The 14,153-nt window shown below is 68.5% G+C and carries 9 protein-coding genes and 1 pseudogene; 5 read left to right on the top strand and 5 right to left on the bottom strand.

Annotated elements, in window-relative coordinates; all coding sequences use genetic code 11:
- Nucleotides 1–260: 260 nt before the first annotated feature.
- Complete coding sequence (locus AC5Y4S_RS00005) at nt 261–1,292, top strand: fused (3R)-hydroxyacyl-ACP dehydratase subunits HadA/HadB (protein ID WP_500029074.1); 1,032 nt, start codon at nt 261–263, stop codon at nt 1,290–1,292.
- 1 nt (nt 1,293) lies between these two features.
- On the opposite strand, the gene AC5Y4S_RS00010 is transcribed toward AC5Y4S_RS00005, so the two are convergent.
- On the bottom strand, nt 1,294–2,634 hold the full coding sequence (locus tag AC5Y4S_RS00010) for a hypothetical protein (RefSeq protein ID WP_500029075.1): 1,341 nt from the start codon (nt 2,632–2,634) through the stop codon (nt 1,294–1,296).
- A gap of 165 nt (nt 2,635–2,799) precedes the next feature.
- Here AC5Y4S_RS00010 and AC5Y4S_RS00015 point away from each other — a divergent pair, with 165 nt between their 5' ends.
- Together AC5Y4S_RS00015 and AC5Y4S_RS00020 are read left to right on the top strand one after the other, a co-directional pair.
- On the top strand, nt 2,800–6,120 hold the full coding sequence (locus tag AC5Y4S_RS00015) for a LuxR family transcriptional regulator (protein WP_500031987.1): 3,321 nt from the start codon (nt 2,800–2,802) through the stop codon (nt 6,118–6,120).
- Nucleotides 6,117–7,556 carry an amidase gene (locus tag AC5Y4S_RS00020; RefSeq protein ID WP_500029076.1) on the top strand — a complete coding sequence of 480 codons (1,440 nt, stop codon included), beginning with the start codon at nt 6,117–6,119 and terminating at the stop codon, nt 7,554–7,556. The genes AC5Y4S_RS00015 and AC5Y4S_RS00020 overlap by 4 nt, the downstream gene beginning before the upstream one ends.
- 75 nt (nt 7,557–7,631) lie before the next feature.
- Here the strand turns inward: AC5Y4S_RS00020 and AC5Y4S_RS00025 are convergent.
- The 3 genes and pseudogenes from AC5Y4S_RS00025 to AC5Y4S_RS00035 form a co-directional block, all read right to left on the bottom strand.
- Nucleotides 7,632–8,862 (bottom strand): annotated as a pseudogene (locus AC5Y4S_RS00025) (cytochrome P450).
- A 133-nt stretch (nt 8,863–8,995) separates the two neighbouring features.
- Nucleotides 8,996–10,198: an MFS transporter gene (locus AC5Y4S_RS00030; protein WP_500029078.1), complete on the bottom strand. Its 1,203-nt coding sequence runs from the start codon at nt 10,196–10,198 to the stop codon at nt 8,996–8,998.
- A gap of 23 nt (nt 10,199–10,221) precedes the next feature.
- Entirely contained in the window at nt 10,222–11,118 is an 897-nt protein-coding gene (locus AC5Y4S_RS00035; RefSeq protein WP_500029080.1) for an NYN domain-containing protein, read from the bottom strand.
- A gap of 107 nt (nt 11,119–11,225) precedes the next feature.
- On the opposite strand from AC5Y4S_RS00035, the gene AC5Y4S_RS00040 reads away from it, so the two are divergent.
- Complete coding sequence (locus AC5Y4S_RS00040; protein ID WP_500029081.1) at nt 11,226–11,579, top strand: hypothetical protein; 354 nt, start codon at nt 11,226–11,228, stop codon at nt 11,577–11,579.
- Nucleotides 11,580–11,643: 64 nt separating this feature from the next.
- Nucleotides 11,644–12,024 (top strand): hypothetical protein, encoded by a 381-nt coding sequence (locus AC5Y4S_RS00045; RefSeq protein ID WP_500029083.1) that lies wholly within the window; start codon nt 11,644–11,646, stop codon nt 12,022–12,024.
- Here AC5Y4S_RS00045 and AC5Y4S_RS00050 read toward each other — a convergent pair.
- Nucleotides 11,970–14,111 carry an FUSC family protein gene (locus AC5Y4S_RS00050; protein WP_500029085.1) on the bottom strand — a complete coding sequence of 714 codons (2,142 nt, stop codon included), beginning with the start codon at nt 14,109–14,111 and terminating at the stop codon, nt 11,970–11,972. The genes AC5Y4S_RS00045 and AC5Y4S_RS00050 overlap by 55 nt on opposite strands.
- Between the last annotated feature and the right edge of the window lie 42 nt (nt 14,112–14,153).

Consider the following 14,153-nt stretch of genomic DNA (forward strand, 5'->3'; position numbering starts at 1 on the left):
AGTGATCAGTCGTTGCAGGTGCAGTCCGGATGGCCGCACTGGCAGCCAGCCGATTGAGTGCACCCGGAGGTACCGCACGCACAGCCGGTTGATTTGCAGGCACAGCTTCCAGTTTCGTTCATGGCCCTAACGGTACCCCCGTAGGGTATATGCGGTCAAGCGCCACGAGAACATGACCTGCAGGTGTCGCCCAGGTGTCGGCGCGCTAGGGTGTTTCGGCCGGCGTCAGCAAACAGGCCGGCAGGAAAGTTGAGCAATCCATGACCGCAGCAGCGGATGCGCCGGCGCTGGAATCGCGGGTCGGCCACTACTACCAGATGGACGGCACCTACCTGGTCGGCCGCGAGAAGGTCCGCGAGTACGCCCGCGCGGTGCAGGACTATCACCCGGTGCACTGGGATGTCGCCGCCGCCGCTGAGCTGGGCTATTCCGGGCTGGTGGCGCCGCTGACGTTCACGTCGGTCCCCGGCATGACCTGCAATCGCCGGATGTTCGAGTCGGTGGTCGTCGGTTACGACACCTACCTGCAGACCGAAGAAGTGTTCGAGCAGCACCGCCCGATCGTGGCCGGCGACGAATTGCTCGTCGACGTCGAGCTGACGTCGGTGCGCAGGACCGCCGGCAGAGATTTCATCACAGTCACCAACACCTTCACCGACGCCGACGGCGAGCGGGTGCACACCCTGCACACCACCGTCATCGGCATCACCGCCGAAGACGTCGATCCGGCGATCAAGCTGGCCGTGCCGAAAATGATGATGCACGACGTGGACATCGTCGCGATCGGCGAAGGCGCTGCCGGATATCAGAAGACGGTGCGCCCAGAGGGTGAGGTTCGGGTCGCGCAAGGTGGCGCCACCCGCACGCCGGGCACCCCGTCCTTCGACGACGTGAAGATCGGCGACGAGCTACCGACCCACCACACCCGACTGTCCCGCGGCGACCTGGTGAACTACGCCGGCGTGGCCGGCGACGCCAACCCGATCCACTGGGACGAGGGCATCGCCAAGCTGGCCGGCCTGCCCGACGTCATCGCGCACGGAATGCTCACAATGGGCCTGGGTGCGGGATTCGCCTCGGCGTGGACGGGCGATCCCGGCGCGGTCACCCGGTACGCGGTGCGGCTGTCCCAGCCCGCGATCGTGTCGGCCGCCGAGGGCGCCGACATCGAGTTCACCGGGCGGGTCAAGTCCCTGGACCCGGAGACCCGCAGCGGTGTGGTCGTCATCGCGGCGAAATCCGGTGGCCAGAAGATCTTCGGGATGGCGACGCTGAACGTCCGCTTTCGCTGAGTCAGAACCAGGGACCGGGGAAGTGCCCGTCCTGGTCCTGCACCATCACGATGTCCTTGCAATCCCCGTTCAGGGCGGCGGCGTTCTCGCCGCGGCACACCAGCGTCCAGCCCGAGATCCGCGCGAACGGCCGGACCGACCACGTCGTCGCGACCGGATCGGGGGCGGGCAGGGCCAGGACGGCGTAGGTGTTGCCCACGTTCGTGATGTAGAGGTGGTCTTGGAAGTACGCCAGTTTCGCGATCGACATCTTCTTGGCGTCATCGCGCGTCTTCAACAGATCCCAGTGCTGGGTGTGCAGGTTCCACACCCCGAACCCGAACTGTGAATTGTCCGATTTGAGGGCGTCGACGAATAATTTCCCGTCCGACAACGTGGCGGACAATCCACCGCCGGAAACCCGATCCGAATCGCCAATCTTGATAAGGGATTTCGCGTTCAGGTCGTAGAACATCGTCGACACCAGCGGGGGGTTGTAGGAATCCCAGTGGGTGATCTTCACCAGTGCGTCCGGGCCGTCGGACAACTCGCCGTCGACGGTCCAGATGTCGTTGTCCTGATAGATCGCTTCCCCGCTCGGCCGGCGCAGCTCCGCTCCCGACGCCTTGGCCGCGTCGGTGTTGCGCTGGAACGAGAGCACGTCCTGCCACACCCGGCCGGGCTGCGGGTCGTTCCACATCATCGAGAGATCGGTCCCGGAAAGGATGACGGTCCGCGGTGGTGACGCGGCGCTGTGCCCGTCGGTGAACGCGTTCACCCACGCCACGCCGGTCGCGGTCGCCGCGAGACCCCACTCGTTCGCCGCCGTCAGTTTCAGATCGGGCGTCGGCGGCGCCAGCTCCTTGGTCACCAAGGGCTGGCTCGTCTTGAGGTCGAAAGCGTAGGCCGTGGCCTTGGTGGCTTCGGGTTGTGACCCCTGCTTGCTCGTCGTCACCACGTAAACGACCCTCATGTTGTCGGCCGTCCCCGTCAGCGCGCAGATGCCGCCCGACAGGGTCTCGCCGGCCGGGACCGTGGGCACGCCCGGCACGACGTATTGACCCGTCTTGGTGTCGAACACCTTGGGGCGAATGTCCTCGAGGGCCGACTTGCGCTCAACGAATTTCTCCGGGCACCCCACGTAGGCCGTCCCGCCGTAGCTCTTCCAGTCCCGTTCCAACGGGCCCGTCACCGGGGGCGGCGCGGGCGCCGCATTGGCCGTGGTCGACGAGGTCGAGCTGGAGGTGGTCGGCGTGGCAGCAGGCGGGTCCACCGTTGCCGAACAGGATGCGACGACGGCGCAGCCCGTCACCACCAGGGCAAGCCTGTGTGCGGGCAGAGTCCGCCCCCGGATCCCACGCATCAACAAAACCCCCGTTAACTTCCTGTAACCACCGAGCGTAAAGCCGGCCCGGACCGACCGCGAATTGTGTACGTGGGTCTTCGTCACATGGGGTGGCTCCACGATGCCTCGGTGGCGGCCGTCTTCTACGAGTTTCCACCGATGTTCGGGCTCGCTCGCCACCGCATGCTGGCTAGCATGAGCGCTACAGAACCCTGCGTGGACGCGCTGACCTGGAGTGACCTGGGCGTGAATGAGCTGCCGACCGGGACGGTGACGCTCCTGCTCGCCGACATAGAAGGCTCGACGCAGCTCTGGGAGAGCCAGTCCGACGAGATGGCCGCCGCGGTCGCACGCCTGGATCGTGCCTTGTGCGACCTGGTCGCCGCCCATCACGGGGTACGCCCGATCGAACAGGGCGAGGGCGACAGCTTTGTGATCGCGTTCGGCCGTGCGGCGGACGCGGTCGCGTGTGCCCTCGCTTTACAGCTCGCTCCACTGGCCCCGATCCGACTGCGCCTGGGAATCCATACCGGCGACGTGCAGCTTCGTGACGAGGGCAACTACATCGGGCCGGCGATCAACCGGGCGGGCCGCCTGCGCGACCTGGCCCACGGCGGCCAAACGGTGCTGTCCGGAGCTACTGAGGCGATGGTCATCGACAGCTTGCCTCCCGGTGCGTGGCTGGTGGAGCTGGGGACGTATCAGCTTCGTGGCCTGCCGCGCCCCGAGCGGGTGCTGCAGCTTTGTCACTCCCAGCTGATCAACGACTTCCCGCCGCTGCGCCTACCGAAGTCCATCGCTGTCCATCATGTTCCAGCGCAGTTGACGAGCTTCATCGGCCGCGCCGAACAGCTGGTGGAGGTGCGGCGGGTTCTGGCCACCAATCGGCTGGTGTCGCTGACGGGCGCCGGTGGGGTGGGTAAGACGCGCCTCGCGATAGAGGTCGCGGGTGCGTTAGCGATCGAGCTGGACGGTGGAGTGTGGTTCGTCGACCTTGCTCCCATCGCGGATCCGGACATCGTCGCGATCGCCGCGGCCCGGGCGCTAGGCCTGCCCGACCAGCCGGGCCGCTCGACGATGGAGACACTGGCGGGATTCGTCGGAGACCGTCCGATACTGCTGGTGCTCGACAACTGCGAGCATGTCCTGGACGCGACGGCCACTCTCGTCAAGACGCTGCTGGGCGCCTGCGGCGGTCTCAGGTTTCTGGTGACCAGCCGCGAGCCCATCGGAGTCGGCGGGGAAGTGACGTGGCGAGTGCCGTCGCTATCTCTCGCGGACGAGGCGATCGAGCTGTTCGTTGACCGAGCTCGCCTCGCGCGGCCCGACTTCAGCGTCGCTGACGCGACTGCCATCGCGGAGATCTGTCGGCGGCTGGACGGGATGCCGCTGGCGATCGAGCTGGCGGCGGCGCGCGTGCGAGCGCTGTCCGTCGATGAGATCCGCGACAGCTTGCAGGATCGCTTCCGCCTGCTGATCGGCAGCGCTCGCACGGCGGTGCGCAGGCAGCAGACGCTACGGGCATCGGTGGATTGGTCGTTTGCGTTGTTGACCGAGCCGGAGCGCGCGTTGCTTCGGCGGTTGGCGGTGTTTGTGGGTGGCTTTGACATCGCAGCGGCCCGAGCGGTTGCGGGCGGCAGCGACTTCGAGCGTTACCAGCTGCTCGATCAGCTGACGCTGCTCGTCGACAAGTCATTGGTGATAGCCGAAAACATCAACGCCGCAACGCGATACAGGCTGTTGGAAACCGTGCGCCAGTACGCGTTGGAAAAGCTCGGCGAGTCGGGCGACGGCGACGACGTGCGGACCCGCCATCGGGATCACTACATGGCGATCGCCCGTTCCCTCGACGACCCGGCCAAGTGCAGCGATGAGCTCCAGATTGGGCGAGTGGAAGCCGAGATCGACAATCTCCGAGCCGCGTTCAGCTGGAGTCTGGACCGGGGCGATGCCGAGACCGCGTTGCGTCTGGCGTCGGCGTTGGTGCCGTTCTGGTTGGTGCGAGGCCGAGTCCATGAAGCGTTGATGGGCTGGTTCCACCCAGCACTCGGCGAAATTGAAAGCCGTCGCGGAGATTTGACACCGGCTGAGGTTCGCGCTCTCGCTGACCGAGCCTTGCTGCACACATGGATGGTTGGCGCCGACAGCGCGACCTGGGCCGAAGAAGCCTTGACAATGGCACGGGAGATCGGCGATCCAGCTCTGCTAGCTCGTGCGCTCCTCGCGTGCGGCGTTATCAATGCGTACATCGGCCAGCCCGGCCAGCAGTACTTGGACGAAGCAATCCAGCTGGCACGCCCACTGGGGGACAAGTGGACAGTCGCGCAGGTGCTCGGCTGGCAGACCAATCTGGCCTATATGAACGGTGATCCCGGTGCTGCTACCGAGTGCGGTGCAGAGGGTCACCGCCTGGCGGCGGCCGTCGGCGACCGCTTCATCGTTCGCCAGTGCCGTCATTGGCTGGCTTGGGCGCAGGGGGTCACAGGGGATGTCGCGCGAGCCATTACCTCGCTGCAAGAAGTCGAGATCGACGCGGAAGCGGAACGCGACGCCATGTGGTGGGTGGTGAGCATGCACTTCCGGGGAATGTTCGTTTCGCACCGGGGCGACGCTGCCGCCGCGCGTGCCATTTTCGACGCGCCCGCGGGAGTGCTCGCCGAGTTCGGCGACCTTTGGACGGGAAATGCTCACGGTGCTCGCGCCGTCGCGGCGTTGGCCGCCGGCGAGGTTGCCGAGGCTCACCGCGCGAGCGAACTGTGTTGGAAGCAGTTAAGTCCCAACCCAATACACCAACAGATGCACGCGTATCTGCGAGCTGACGCGGCGTTGGCCCGAGCCGATCTGGAGGCGGCGCGTCGCTGCGCCGACGAAGCTGTCGCTGTGGGCATCGGCTGGCATCGGGTCTTGGCGCTGACCGCCCGTGCCCGGGTGCTGATCGCGCAAGGGGAGCACGCCAGGTCTGAGCGCGACGCTCATGAAGCACTCGCGTCGGCGGCCGGTCTCAACGCGCTGCTCGGTATACCCGACATCATGGAGCTCTTGGCGATCCTGGCCATCGAGGCTGGGCGCCACGTCGAAGCCGCCCGACTCTTCGGCGCGGCCGACGCCCTCCGGCAACGCATGGGCACGGTCCGGTTCAAAATCCACGATGCTGACCACGACACCGCCGTAAACCGTCTGCGCGAGGCTATGGATTACAGCGACTTTGACACCGCCTGGGCCGACGGTGCGGCGCTGTCGACCGACGAGGCGATCGCCTACGCCCAACGGGGCCGCGGCGAACGCCAACGTCCGACTAGCGGTTGGGAATCACTTACACCGAGCGAGCGTCACGTAGTCGGTTTGGTGAGCGAAGGCTTGGCCAACAAGACCATCGCCGCAAGGCTTTTCATCTCGCTGCGGACGGTGGAAAGCCACCTGACCCACGTCTACGCCAAGCTCGGATTATCGTCCCGCGTCCAACTTGCCCAAGAGGCCGCTCGTCACGTAGACCCAGAGGCATGAGCCTTGCCGACGAGACCCGCTGGATGGACGCCGCGGACCAGGCGGCGCTGGTGGCAAAGGGCGAGGTCACGCCGGGTGAGCTGCTCGAGGCGGCGATCGAACGCATCGAGCGGTCGAACCCCGCGCTGAACGCGGTCGTCATCGAATGGTTCGACCACGCCCGGGCCGTGGCCGCCGACCCCGACCTGCCCAACGGCCCGTTTCACGGCGTCCCGTTCCTGCTCAAGGACCTGTACACGAGCTTCGCCGGCCAAACCATGTCGAACGGCAACGTCGCGCTGAAAGAGGCGGCGAAGATCGACGCGGCCGACACGACGCTGGTCGCCCGGTTCAAGGCGGCCGGCCTGGTGATTGCCGGGCGGACGAACAGCCCCGAGATGGGCAGCCTGCCCACCACACAGCCGCTGGCTTGGGGAGCGACCCGCAACCCGTGGGCGCTCGACCGCACGCCGGGCGGCTCCAGCGGCGGCGCCGCGGCGGCGGTGGCCGTCGGGATGGTGCCGTTCGCCAACGCCTCCGACGGCGGCGGCAGCATCAGAATCCCGGCGTCGTGCTGCGGGCTGGTGGGCCTCAAGCCGAGCCAGGGACGAATCACGACGGGCCCCGTCCGCGCCGAGGCCGGCCTGGGCGTCGAGCTCTGCGTCAGCCGCACGGTGCGCGACACGGCGCGGTTGCTCGACGCGGTGCGCGGCCCCGGTGTCGGCGACTCCGTCATCGCCCCGCCGCCGCAGCGCCCCTACGCCGACGAGGTCGGCGCCGACCCCGGCCGGTTGCGCATCGGGCTGCTCGACGTGCACCCGCGCGGTGACTTCCTGCACGACGACTGTGTCTCGGCGGTGCGCGCCGCGGCGTCGATGCTGGAGGGCCTCGGCCACACCGTCGAGCACGCCTGGCCGGCCTGCCTCGCCGACACCTCCTTGGTGCCAAAGTTCATGGCGTTGTGGGCCACCCAGTTGGCGATGGCGGCGCGCGGGTTCGGCCAGACGCTCGGACGCGAGGTGACGGCCGATGACATCGAGCCGGTCAACTGGGTGCACGTCGAGCGCGCGCAGCGGTTGACCGCGATCGACTACGCCGTCGCCCAGGAGGCGGTGTGGGGTTTCCGCAGGGCGCTGCAGCAGTGGTGGGCCGACGGCTGGGACCTCCTGCTCACGCCGACGGTGGCCGAACCGCCGGTGCCCCTAGCGGAATTCGAGAACGACCCGGCGCACCCGACGGCGCCCATGCGCCGTGCCGGTCAGTTCGCGGTGTTCACGCCGCCGTTCAACATGAGTGGCCAGCCCGCAATCAGCCTGCCCCTGCACCGCAATGCCGAAGGCCTCCCGATCGGTGTCCAGCTCGCCGCCGCCTACGGCCGCGAGGATGTGCTCATTCGTGTTGCGGCGCAACTGGAATCGGCCCACCCTTGGGCGTCGATTCGTCCGCCGATTAAATGACCGCGAGCAGACGCAGAATCGCACCCCTGCGGGCGAGATGGTGCGATTCTGCGTATGCTCGCGCAGAGGCCGTCCCTACGTGTCGAACTCGATGGGCAGGCTCAGCGGGCCGCTGAGGCTCACCATCGGTTTCCACGGCACCGGCCCGGCGACGCGCGGGTTCAGCAGCCGGGCCGCGATCACGTTGAGTGCCTCGGCGATCTCGCGCCTGGCCAGGTTGGCGCCCAGGCAGTAGTGCGCACCGCCACCGAACGTCAGGATCGGCGGCGCTCCCTGGCGGGTGATGTCGACGCGGTCCGGCTCGTCGTAGACCGCCGGATCGCGGTTGGCCGCAGCGGTATTCACCAGGACCATGGTGCCGGCGGGGAAGAGGTAGCCGTCCAGCTCGGCGTCCTGGACCACCAGCCGCAGGGTGCCGCCGGCGATCGGCGAGTGGCGCATCGTCTCCTCCACCGCGGGCATCGCTAGTTCCGGGTTCCTCTTGAGCAGCGCCCATTGCTCCGGGTGTTCGCACAGAACGTGCACCGAGGCGGCCACCTGGTTGCGGGTGGTGTCCGTGCCCGCGAGCAGCAGGCCGCCGGCCAGCATGCGCAGTTCGGCCGCGTTGAGCCGATCGCCGTCATCCTCGGCGCGAATGAGGTCGGACAGCAGGTCGTCGGTGAGGCTGCTGCGGCGCCGGGCGACCATGTCGTCGACGTAGTCGTCGAGCTCCCGCCACGCCCGCATCACAACCGGTTCGACTTCGCGAATATCGACGGTGAAGCTGAAGGCCTTGAAGACGTCGTCGGCCCATAACGAAAACTGTTGCCAGTCCTCGCGCGGCGCGCCGAGCAACGCGCAGATGATCGGGACGGGGTAAGGGCGGGCGAGGTCGCTGACCACGTCGCAGCGACCCGCATCGATCACCTGGTCGACCAGCTCGTTCATCACCGCGACCATGGTGTCGTGCAGGCGCAGCGTCGCGCGGGGCGTGAAGGCCTTGGACGTCAGGCTGCGCAGCCGGTGGTGCTCGTCGCCCTCCAGGCACAGCAGGCTGTTGACCACCTTGTCCCACAACGGCCCCGACGTGACGCCCTGGGCGAGCAGGTTTATGCCGGGCGGGATCAGGAACCGCGGGTCCCCGAAGGATGGACCGCACGAGGTGATAGGAGAGCACCTCGGGCCCGTGCGGTCCCAGCGCGACCGGGGCCTGCCGCTGCGCGGCCTGCAGGCGGGGATAGACGTCGCCGGGAGATTCCTCGGCGTCGTACTCCAGCGTCGGCAGGCCGGCGTCGAAAACGCTTGGGGGAGCGGCACCGACGGTCATGACGGTCTCCTCGCGACGAGTTTCTCAGAATGTATGGCCACGCCGCGCCGCTGTCAACGATAGGGGGTGCCGAATAGAACCTTGCCAGTAACTCGCCATACACAATCGCGCTGCGTGTATTGCCGCCTGAAGGTCACGCCTGCGTCGTGGCGCGGGCCAGCCGGCCGCCGAGCAGCACGACCGCGAACACTCCGCCCGTGACTCCCGAAATGAGCAGCGGCAGTTGCCCGTTCGAACCCCACAGGAAGCCCGCCCACAACCCAGCCACCAGCACGGCCAGGCCGGTGGCGCCCTGGAACACGCCCTGGGCGCTGGCCTGATGCTCCTTGCCGACGAGACCCGAAATCCAGGCCTTCCCGACGCCGTCGGTGCACCCGGTGAACACGCCGTAGGCGCCGATCAGCAGCCAGGCCGTCACGAGATCGGTGGTCAGTCCCAGCCCGGTGTAGCCGATCGCGAAGAACGCCAGACCGAGCCCGAACAACGCCGGCTTGCCGATGCGGTCGGCGAGCGACCCGGCCGGGTAGCTGGCCAGGGCGTACACCGCGTTGTAGCCGACGTAGGCCAGGATCACCTCGATCACCGAGAAGCCAATCTCGTTGAGCCGCAACAACAACAGGGCGTCCGGAAAATTCACCAAGCTGAAGCCGATGAGCAGCGCGGTGACCCGCCAATAGGGCCGCGGCAACGTGCGCACGCCGGCCCACATGGACTGCCGCTGCGGTCCGGGGACGGGACGGCTGCGCTCTCGCACGAGGAAGACGAGTGCCACGCTCAGGACGGCCGGCACGATTGCGACATACAGCAACGGCGGAATCCGGTGGTCGAGCAGCTCGTAGCCCGCCAACCCCAGCAGCGGACCGACGACGGCGCCCAAGGTGTCCATCGCGCGGTGGAAGCCAAAGACCCGGCCGCGCTGCGCCTCGTCCACGCCGTCGACCAGCAACGCGTCCCGCGGGGCGCCGCGAATGCCCTTGCCGAGCCGGTCGACGACGCGGCCCGCCAGCACACCCGGCCACGCCCCGGCCACCGCGATGATGATTTTGCCCAGCGCCGCCATCCCGTAACCGGTGGCGATCAGCGGGCGCCGCGCAAACCGGTCGCCCAGCGGGCCCGCCGCCAGTTTCGTGAGCGACGAGGCGCCCTCGGCCATCCCCTCGACGGCTCCCACCACCGACGGCGGCGCACCGAGCACGGCCGTGAGGTAGATCGGCAGCAGCGGATACAGCAGTTCGCTGGCGGCGTCCTGGAGGAAGGAAACGCCGGAGAGCACCCCAACGTTGCGGGTGAGCCAGGCGGGCCATGAGCGTCGCGGTCGAATCGCTTCCCGTGTCACGGTCGTCAGCGTAGGGGAGGCGCTCAGTCCTTACCGCGCAACCGCACCATCCGCGTCGTCGAGCTCTCGTCCAACTCCACGACGTCGGACCGCGACCGCAGGAAATCACTGAATGACCGGAATCCCAAAGACTTCTCGCTGAACGACGGGTCCATCCGCTTCATTTGCGCTTTGACGGCCGAGTTGTGCAGCCAGTCGGCGTCGTCTTTCTCCAGCCCGATTTGCAGCGCGCGCGTCAGCAGCGCGGTGGCGGCGGCCTGCGGGTCGGGTGGCTCCTCGGGTTCCTCGCGCTTGTCCGCCTTGCCGCGGCCGCTTGCTTTCTTCGGTTTGGCGGCCTGGGTGCCGGCGCCGGCCGGCTCGGGCTCGAACACCGGAACCCCCGGCAGCGCGTCGTAGATGACGAATTCGTCGCAGGCGGCCGCCAGCGCCCGGCTCGACGCGCCGGCCACCCCGATGCCCACCACATACCGGCCGAGCCTCTTGCAGCGTTGCGCCAGTGGGATGTAGTCGGAGTCGCCGGCCACGATCACCACGTGGGTCAGGTCGGGCAGCCGGAACATGTCCTCGACCGCGTCCACGGCCAGCCGGATGTCGGCGCCGTTCTTGCCGTAGGCCGCCGCCGGGAACAGTTGGACCAGGTCGACCGCGCGGGCCACCAGCTGTCCGCGGTAGCCGGCGTTGACGTCGGCCGACCAGTCCGCATAGGCGCGGGTGAGCACCAGCGTCCCGAACGACGACGCGAAGTCAATGATCGCGCCGACGTCGACCGTCGCCCGGCCCAGCCGATCGGCATGCTGCTCGAGCCCGGCGGCCTTGTCCCGCTGGAACGAGTTGCGCCCGTTCACCTGGTCGTACCGCGAGATGACGATGTTGTCGAAGTCGAGGTAGACCGCCACGCGGGCCATTGCCGGTTCGGTCATGCCCGCAATCTTGTCAGGCGCCGGCAGTCGCGCCGTCATCGGCCAACGCAAGAATTCCGCAAGAAATCGGCGAAAATTTGGCAAGCGGTGTGCCGCAACCTAACTGCATGAAGCGAGTCCTCGCCGGAGTCCTCGTTCCGGCCGGCTTGGCGGTGGCCGCAGCGGGGGTCCCCGCGGGCACCGCCCACGCCGACGACGACCACTGCTCGTCGAGGACGGGGTGCTACCACGGTCCCGGGATGCGCTGGTGCCCGGGCGACTACGTGTGGCCCGGTTTGCGGGCCACCGGGTGGGACCTGAACGTCTGCCACGTCTATCACGAGCAGTGCCCACCCGGGTACTACGGTGGCTGCCCCGACAACATCGTCGAGGGACCTCCCCCGCCACCGCCCCCGCCCGTCTTCCGCACCCGCGAGGAGTGCGAGCGGGTGCTCGGATTGATCTGCGCGTTCGCGCCGTAGTGCGGAGGGGCGCCAAATGCGTTTCGTCTCAAGGAGAATCACGACAATTGTTGTGGCAGGGCTGGTGGCTGGCACGCTGGCGGCGTCGAGTCCCGCGCGGGCCGACGAGCCGGTTCAGCCCACGCCCGGCCATGCCTACCCGCTGCGCCCGCCGCCCGCTCAGGGGGATCCGTTCGCGGAGGCCGACGAGCTGCGGCGCCAGATCGCGGACCTCGACGCCAGCTGGGAAAACCTCACCCCGGCCGAGCGAAACCAGCGGATCGCGGGCCTGCAGCAGCAGGTCACCAAGGTGGACCTGGACAGCCGCAACCTGCCCCAGGATCAAAAGGCGGGGGTGGACGCGATCCTGTTGCCGTCGCTCGTCCACCTGGCGGATCTGCTCAGGAAAGTTCAGACCCCGCCCACCTCGCCGTGCATCTTCCCCGCCTGCCTGCCCGGACTGTAGCCCTCGCGCGCGCCGAGGTTGGTGGCCCCGGTGATGATCGCCCGATCGATTTGGCGAAGCGCGTGCACGGCGCTGAGGAACCGCCGGGCATCGGCGCCGAACTCGCCGTCGCCGTCCCGGTGCCGGGCCGCGGTCTCGGCGGCGTCCAGGTCGTCGGTCGCGGAGTTGACGGTGACGCCCTCGGCGCCGTCGATCACGGCGCACAGTGCGTCGATATTGCTTCGGGTTTGCGCCGCCGCCGCCATGAAATCCGTTGCCAGGCTTTCCGATCCGATCGGATCCTGGTATTGCTCGGCGCTGCGCGCCAGGCTGCGCCCGTGACGATCGCACGCGGCGAATATCCGCAAGGCCCGCCGGATGCTTCGCCGGCCGGCGAGCCCGGCCACCCCGGCCAGCAGCGGCTTGGCGCTGACCCGGAATTGCTGCAGCGCCCGGTCGAGTTGGCGCGCCTGCTCGGTCGGGCTGACCGTCTCGTCGCCGCCGAACATCGTCGCCGTGGAAATCTCGATCAGCGCGGACAAGGCCGTCAAGAACGCGCGGCTGTCCGTGCGGATCGTCGTCCGGGTGTGGGTGGGCAGCACCAGGATGGCCACCGCCACGCCGATGACGGCCCCGATCGCGGTCTCTTCGATCCGCAGCATCAGCACGCCGAAGGAGAATTGGCCCAGCAGGCCGTACAGCAGCGCCAGCGTCGTGGTGATCCAGAAGGTCATCAGGCTGTACGTGACGGTCATGAAATAGAAGGCGCAGAACAGGCAGACGAAGATCGCCACCAGCGAGGCGGTGGTGTTCCCGGTGAACAGCGTGGCCACCAGCACGCCGCAGGGCACGCCCAGCAGGGTGCCGAGCAGTCGCTGCCAACCCTTGGTCAGGGTTTCGCCCCAGGAGTTCGTGCCGGCGAAGATCACGAACGCCGCGATCACCGCCCAGTACCAGCGGGCCGGTGACACCAGCTCCCCGGTGACGATGGCCAGCGACGCGGCGACCGATACCTGGATGGCTTGCCGGGTGGTCGGGCGCAGGCCCCGCTCGGCGGCGCCCAGGTCGGCACCGCTCGGCGCCGGGGGCGGCACGTCCTCGGCGCGCTGCAGCGCATCCGCCCTCGCGGCGGCGGCGCCCTCGACGACGGCCCGGACCTCGGCCGTCGCCCTGGCCGCGTTGATGATCGCCAGCGCCAGCCGGCGGACCTCGGCCGCGTCCGCGTACTCGTCGAGGATCCGCTGCGCCTGGCTCGCGGCCCGCCGCAGGCCGTCGCCCTGCGGCGTGCGGATCGCCCGCGCCAGCTGGGTCAGCGCCCCGACCAGCTCGACGCGGGTGCTGATGGGGATGTCCGCGGAGAGCGCGGCCGCCCGTCGACCCGCCGTGGCAACCCATTCGATGGCCAGCTCGGCGTCGAACAGCCACGGGGCCAGTTGTTCGCTGGTGACACCGGGCCAGAGCACGGCGGGATCTGCCTTGTCCTCGATCTGGCCCTGCACCATCAGCGCCGTCTCGTTGAGCCGAATGGTGCGGGCACGCATGCGGCGGCGGCGGCGTTCGTCGAACCGGCCGGTGCGCACCGCGTCGGCGGTGGTGTCGACGACGATCGCCATCCGCGCCCGCAACGCCCGAACGGTGGCGCTCAGCACGCGTTCGGGCCGGTCGGGCAGGACGTACGCGCTCATGACGAACGTGCACAGCGTCCCGACCAGCACCGCGCCGATCAACCAGGGCAACTCCGAAATGCGGGCCCGCAGATACAAAGTGAAGAAATAGGACATGAACGCGACCATGCCCAACGCCCTGCCGCGAGGCCCGAAGCGGCGGACGTAGACGGCGGCGAACACCACCGCCACGAACGCGGCGTCGCTGGCGACCGGGTGCGGCGCGAGCGCCGCGGCGGCGGTGATGGACGCCGCGGCGGGCAGCGGCAGCAGCGCCATGGTGACCCGCTGCCGACGGGGGTCGGGCTCGTTGACCGATCGCGCCGCGACCATGGTGATGACGACACCGAGCAGGGCGACCGTCAACGGCTGGCCCGCCGCCTTGGTCACCAGGTACATGATCAGCAGCGAACAACCGAGCGCGGCGGTGGTGCGCGTCGCCATCCGGAGCCGCAGCAGGCCGGGATCCGACCCGATCCACCAGTC

This window comes from Mycobacterium sp. NGS64 (genome assembly GCF_059812245.1).

Excerpts from the sequence above, each read along its gene's own strand:
- AC5Y4S_RS00040 (WP_500029081.1), top strand. The coding sequence starts at position 11,226 with ATGAAGCGAGTCCTCGCCGGAGTCCTCGTTCCGGCCGGCTTGGCGGTG.
- AC5Y4S_RS00035 (WP_500029080.1), bottom strand. The coding sequence starts at position 11,118 with ATGACCGAACCGGCAATGGCCCGCGTGGCGGTCTACCTCGACTTCGAC.
- AC5Y4S_RS00050 (WP_500029085.1), bottom strand. The coding sequence starts at position 14,111 with ATGGCGACGCGCACCACCGCCGCGCTCGGTTGTTCGCTGCTGATCATG.
- AC5Y4S_RS00015 (WP_500031987.1), top strand. The coding sequence starts at position 2,800 with ATGCTGGCTAGCATGAGCGCTACAGAACCCTGCGTGGACGCGCTGACC.
- AC5Y4S_RS00005 (WP_500029074.1), top strand. The coding sequence starts at position 261 with ATGACCGCAGCAGCGGATGCGCCGGCGCTGGAATCGCGGGTCGGCCAC.
- AC5Y4S_RS00020 (WP_500029076.1), top strand. The coding sequence starts at position 6,117 with ATGAGCCTTGCCGACGAGACCCGCTGGATGGACGCCGCGGACCAGGCG.
- AC5Y4S_RS00010 (WP_500029075.1), bottom strand. The coding sequence starts at position 2,634 with ATGCGTGGGATCCGGGGGCGGACTCTGCCCGCACACAGGCTTGCCCTG.